Raw genomic sequence first — 4,881 nt, forward strand, 5'->3', positions numbered from 1 at the left:
CCATCTCCGAGGGCTTCGGCGAAGGAGCCGACCGCCGTCGCATCCTCGCCTTCCGCATAGGAGTTCGTGCCGGTCGCCGTCGAATACGCGGCTTCCGCCGCCGCGCCCGCACCGAACGCACTCGCCCCCTCCGCATCGGCAAGGCTGCTGACACCGACCGCCGTGGAACCGTCTCCGTTGGCCTCCGCGAAGGCGCCGGCTGCCGTCGAATCTTCACCGTCGGCAATCGTGCCGGTGCCATAGGCCGTGGCATAGTCGCCCGCCGCGCCGCTCTGGAAACCGAAGGCCGACGAGCCTTCGCCATTGGCGGTGGCGGCGGCGCCATAGGCCGCAGAGAAGTCGCCGTCCGAAACGCTGGAATTGCCGAAAGCGGCGCTGCCCTCGCCGCTCGACTCGGCGCCCGCGCCGAAGGCGGAACCGCCAAGGCCGGTCGCGCCTGCCGAGTCGCCGCAGGCCGTTGCGTTGGGATTGGTGGCCACCGCGCCATTGCCGGTGCCGGAGGTCTCGTCGACGCAGACGGTCGCGTCCGCGCGGGCGGGTGTCGCGGGAAGAAGCGTCAGGCAGGTGCCGGCCGCGAGCATGAATGCCGCGCCATACCAGCTCCACCTGGATCGAGCCCCCCGGCCCATGCTGTCCCCCTGCGCCGCGGCTCTGTCCGCAGCCCTGCTCCGCGCACAAGGCGAAGCCGTCACCCGTCCTGTCAAACAACCTCAACCGGCTGCCCCATAATGAAACAGTAAATTCAGACCCGATAGAAGCAGTTTGTACGGTTAATGAGACTCCTGGCTAACGAGCAGGAGGTAAGACGCTGCAATTAATCACGTTTTCCGGCGTCTCGCGGCGCCCCCCACCTCGAACCGTCATGCCACGGATGAACCCGCCCCTGTCCGCCTGAGCGCAATCGGTGGCGGAAGCGATGACGCCCCCCAACCCGAAACCGTCATGGCCCGGCCTTCCTGTGCAATCAAGGTGGCGGGCCATCCACGCCTTCCGCGCTCCCCGCTATTCCCACCCTCCCCCTGTGGGAGGGTCAAACGGACGAAGTCCGTTTGGGGAGGGGTAAGCGATTTCCCCCGGCATGGGACCAACCCCGCAACTGTCACCCCGGCACGCGTCGCCGGGACTCACCCTGCCGCGCCGAAGCGAAGCATCAGCGTCGCGCAAGCGAGTCGCCGCACCACTTGCCGCAGCAATCAATGTCGCGCACCATCTCCCACACTAAGAAGACGAGGAACCAGCAATTCTCGTGGTCGTGTTCGCCATCCCTAAGCCATCCGAAGACTAACAGCGGCATAACGGAGTTGCGGCAAGACATTGATAAACTTGGGAACGATAGGTTGATGCCAGAAGATCAAATCCTGAACGAATCTGAACATCCGGATGAGCCAGAACTCTTGGATGAAGAAGATACTAAATCCGACTTCTTCATCAAACCATGGGACCCTAGCAAGATTCGGATATCGACAAAGTCGTTCTCTTTGCGGGATGTGGTGACACAGATTGATGACAAAGACATCGACCTAGCTCCGGATTTCCAACGTGAATATGTTTGGAAAGTTCGACAGCGAACTCGCTTGATTGAATCTATTCTACTTGGAATTCCACTCCCCGCCTTCTACTTCAACCAGGGGGCAGACGGTAAATATCAGGTAGTGGATGGCGTCCAGAGATTGTCCACGATCGCAATATTCATGCACGACGACCACCGCCTGGATAAGCACGATCTAGAATATCTAACCGACTCCCATGGCCTGACTTACAGCGAACTCGATCCAGTTGCTCTTCGGAGATTCCGGACAACGCAAATCGTTGTTCACGTCATAGAGCCACAGACACCGGATGAGGTGAAATACGACATATTCAATCGCGTGAACACACTTGGAAGTCCTCTCTCTCCTCAAGAGATTCGGCACGCCATGAGCAAGCCACGATCACGTGACTTCCTCGGTCGCCTAGTCGAATCCCCGGAATTTGATAGGGCCACGGAGTACCAGTATTGGCGCAGAGATCCTGAGCTCGGAGAAAAGGTACGAGATAGCGGCCGTATGACGAATCGAGAACTCGCACTTCGTTTTTGTGCTTTTCGAAACTTTTCAGATGAAGCTTACCGCCAGTACGCAAGCTTGGATTCATATTTGGTTGATTTTACCCATAGACTCGACGGGCACTCCGAACGTCAGCCGCCGATTTCAGAAGCGGAGCTTGCCGCACTTGAGCGCGACTTTAAGCGAGCCATGGTAAATGCTGAGGAGATTCTTGGTAACGCCGCCTTCCGTCGTTGGCCCCTCGGACAAGGAAAACGCGGGCCGATAAACCGCGCTGTCTTTGAGGCTCAAGCAAACGCCTTGGCGGACTACTCGCTTGAGCAGATTGTTGGACATAAAGAAAAGATAGTCAGTGCTTTTCGCGGGGCTTTTGCCCAACCTACTTATCTTCGTGCTGTCACGGTCGGCACTGGTAGTCCGAGCACAGTAGTTTATCGGTTGCAGGAAACGAAGGCCCTACTTGCGGCGGCAATAACATGATCACCAATATTGACATCCTCGGTTTCAAACGGTTCGAACACGCAGCTTTCCAACTAGCTCCGCTGACAGTGCTCACCGGCTTGAACGGGTCAGGCAAGACGTCGTTGATCCAGTCGTTATTGATTGCACGCGAAGTCGCTCTGAATCAATCTAACGTACTCCGTCTGAACGGCCCATTCGGTCTGGAACTTGGCGCAGCAGAAGACGTGTTGAACTGGGTGTCTAAATCCCCGATCAGGATCACTATCGAGGATGACGAGAGCGGCTACGGAATGTGGCAGTTCGACGTGCTCTCACCAGATGCTCTCTATTTAGGAGTCACGTCACGGTCGCCAAACCTTCCACTAGCATTCAACGTGCACCCTCGGTCATTCACATACCTCTGCGCAGAGCGATTTGGCCCCCGCAGCATACTTGGCAGCTCTCCTCTCCCAGATCATGAACTTGAAGTGGGCGTGCAAGGAGAGTATTGCGCCCACGTTCTAAGCGTATTGGGAAGTAAAATATTAGAGGATGAAAGCCGAAAGCACCCTTCCCGCCAAGACACCACCTCAATGCTCTTGAAGTATGAAGTAGAACAGTGGCTCGGAGAAATTGCACGGCCAGTTGAAATTACCGCAGAGCGTCTCCCGGGCTCGTCAGTAGTCAAAATGAGTTTTCGATCTCATGGAGGCGAATGGGTAAGCGCACCCAACATGGGCTTCGGTATCTCCTATGCACTTCCAATTATTCTCAGTGGACTGATCGCTAGGTTCGACGGCCTCATGATTGTCGAAAATCCTGAGGCACACCTACATCCTGCGGGCCAGTCACGAATGGGAGTATTTCTCGCTTGGCTAGCGAGCAAGGGTGTGCAGGTCGTTCTGGAAACGCACTCGGATCATGTGCTCAATGGAATTCGTCGCGCCATTGGAGAACACCGTTTCCTCCCAGCAGAGAGCGCCTTGGCATATTTCTTCAGAGAAGACCAACCCGGCGAGCCGCACCCACTCGCGGACCAGCTTAGATTCAGCAACACAGGCGGCATTTCTCATTGGCCCCCGGGCTTCTTCGATCAGTACCAGATAGACGTAGCCTCGCTCGGTCGAATTCGACGGCAGCATTAAGCTCATGTCATTCGTCGTCGATGGAGCGGAATGGAAATTTGATGACTGGGCAGCAGATGAAATAGTTGCCGACATCGAAGCTGTACTCGAATTCGTGGAGACATCACGGGAACGCGGCGAAGTCATTTACATCGGTGAAGATTTTCAACGCCGTGCCATGCTTGACGGCAAGGATCTTTGGTCCATCGCGTCGCGAGGAGGAGATCTCAACCTGCCCTCTGAAGTTGTGCAAGAGCTTGCTGCTTGGCTTGGAAGGGCACCTTGTTATCTTGATCAAGAATCGTGGCCAGATGGATTAGACAATACCATTGCCATTGATGGGGGCCCTGACTTGGACAATCTGGATGTCGCATGGGCGCATCATTCAGTCCGGGCAAACTCTCCAGTAGGCTGCCTTGGCCTTCGGACATCGGGCATTCATGAGACACGGTCCGCCACAGGACTGGCTAAGATATTTTGGGTGCGAACTGAGGAGGATCGCCTCTCGTTCTGGCGCAATGCGATTATTTTGACAGGCGACAGCCACGCATCCCTGAGGCGATTCGCCCCCCATGCTTATCCGTACATCTATTTCCACAGTGGTGCGCTTGATGATGCCAACACACTTGGCGGCGGCTATCTTGCGTTGCGCGAGAATATCCGAGAGTGCCTTGGAATTTTGAACGATTACGGTCGCTGGGTGTTCACAGCCCCTCCTCCGCCGTTGCGCCCCTCCGACCCGGCTGGGCCAAACCCAAACACGCGCCCCAGTAACCAGATTATTCAAGCACGGTTTCGGGGATACGGTTTCGATGTTGCGCCGGAAAATCCAAATGTTTTCTTGGACAACCACTGCAGGCGTGCGCGTGAGATAAAATTGGGTGAACGAACGATTTACTGCGAATGGCACGTAAAACTCGAGCTACACCGCAACCGAATCCACTTACACGCACCTATATCAGAGAGCGGAGAAAAACTTATTGTGGCAATTATTCGCGAACACCTGCCACTTCCGTAACCGAACTTCGCCGACGAAGCTCGGCGCTAAAAAAGCCGGCCCCTCTCGGGACCGGCTTTTCCGTATCCGGACTAACCCGGAAGCTGCTTAGGCGGCATTCGCCCCGAGCACAGCCTTCGTCTCGAGGAATTCCTCGAAGCCGAGCGGGCCCCATTCGCGGCCGTTGCCGGACTGCTTGTAGCCGCCGAAGGGCGCGTTGAGGTCGGGGCCGGCGCCGTTCACATGGATCTGGCCGGCGCGGATCTGCGCGGCC

6 protein-coding genes are annotated in these 4,881 nt (G+C 56.7%); 3 read left to right on the forward strand and 3 right to left on the reverse strand.

The window, feature by feature from the left end:
• Both RIB44_00215 and RIB44_00220 read right to left on the reverse strand, forming a co-directional pair.
• Window positions 1–581: hypothetical protein (locus RIB44_00215; protein ID MEQ8614996.1), on the reverse strand; the 581-nt coding region annotated here is incomplete at its 3' end.
• Between the two features lie 569 nt (window positions 582–1,150).
• Window positions 1,151–1,315, reverse strand: coding sequence for a hypothetical protein (locus tag RIB44_00220; protein ID MEQ8614997.1), 165 nt, complete (start codon window positions 1,313–1,315; stop codon window positions 1,151–1,153).
• A gap of 25 nt (window positions 1,316–1,340) precedes the next feature.
• Here RIB44_00220 and RIB44_00225 point away from each other — a divergent pair, with 25 nt between their 5' ends.
• Genes RIB44_00225 through RIB44_00235 form a run of 3 tightly spaced genes read left to right on the forward strand, consistent with a single transcriptional unit; the run spans window position 1,341 to window position 4,628 of the window.
• Window positions 1,341–2,525 carry a DUF262 domain-containing protein gene (locus RIB44_00225; protein ID MEQ8614998.1) on the forward strand — a complete coding sequence of 395 codons (1,185 nt, stop codon included), beginning with the start codon at window positions 1,341–1,343 and terminating at the stop codon, window positions 2,523–2,525.
• Complete coding sequence (locus RIB44_00230; GenBank protein MEQ8614999.1) at window positions 2,522–3,631, forward strand: DUF3696 domain-containing protein; 1,110 nt, start codon at window positions 2,522–2,524, stop codon at window positions 3,629–3,631. Before RIB44_00225 ends, RIB44_00230 begins: the two co-directional genes overlap by 4 nt.
• Before the next feature lie 4 nt (window positions 3,632–3,635).
• Entirely contained in the window at window positions 3,636–4,628 is a 993-nt protein-coding gene (locus RIB44_00235; GenBank protein MEQ8615000.1) for a hypothetical protein, read from the forward strand.
• 87 nt (window positions 4,629–4,715) lie between these two features.
• Here the strand turns inward: RIB44_00235 and RIB44_00240 are convergent, their stop codons facing one another.
• Complete coding sequence (locus tag RIB44_00240) at window positions 4,716–4,871, reverse strand: aldehyde dehydrogenase family protein (protein ID MEQ8615001.1); 156 nt, start codon at window positions 4,869–4,871, stop codon at window positions 4,716–4,718.
• Window positions 4,872–4,881: the final 10 nt, after the last annotated feature.

The sequence above is a fragment of the Lacipirellulaceae bacterium genome, from assembly GCA_040218535.1.
Lineage (GTDB): Bacteria > Planctomycetota > Planctomycetia > Pirellulales > Lacipirellulaceae > Adhaeretor.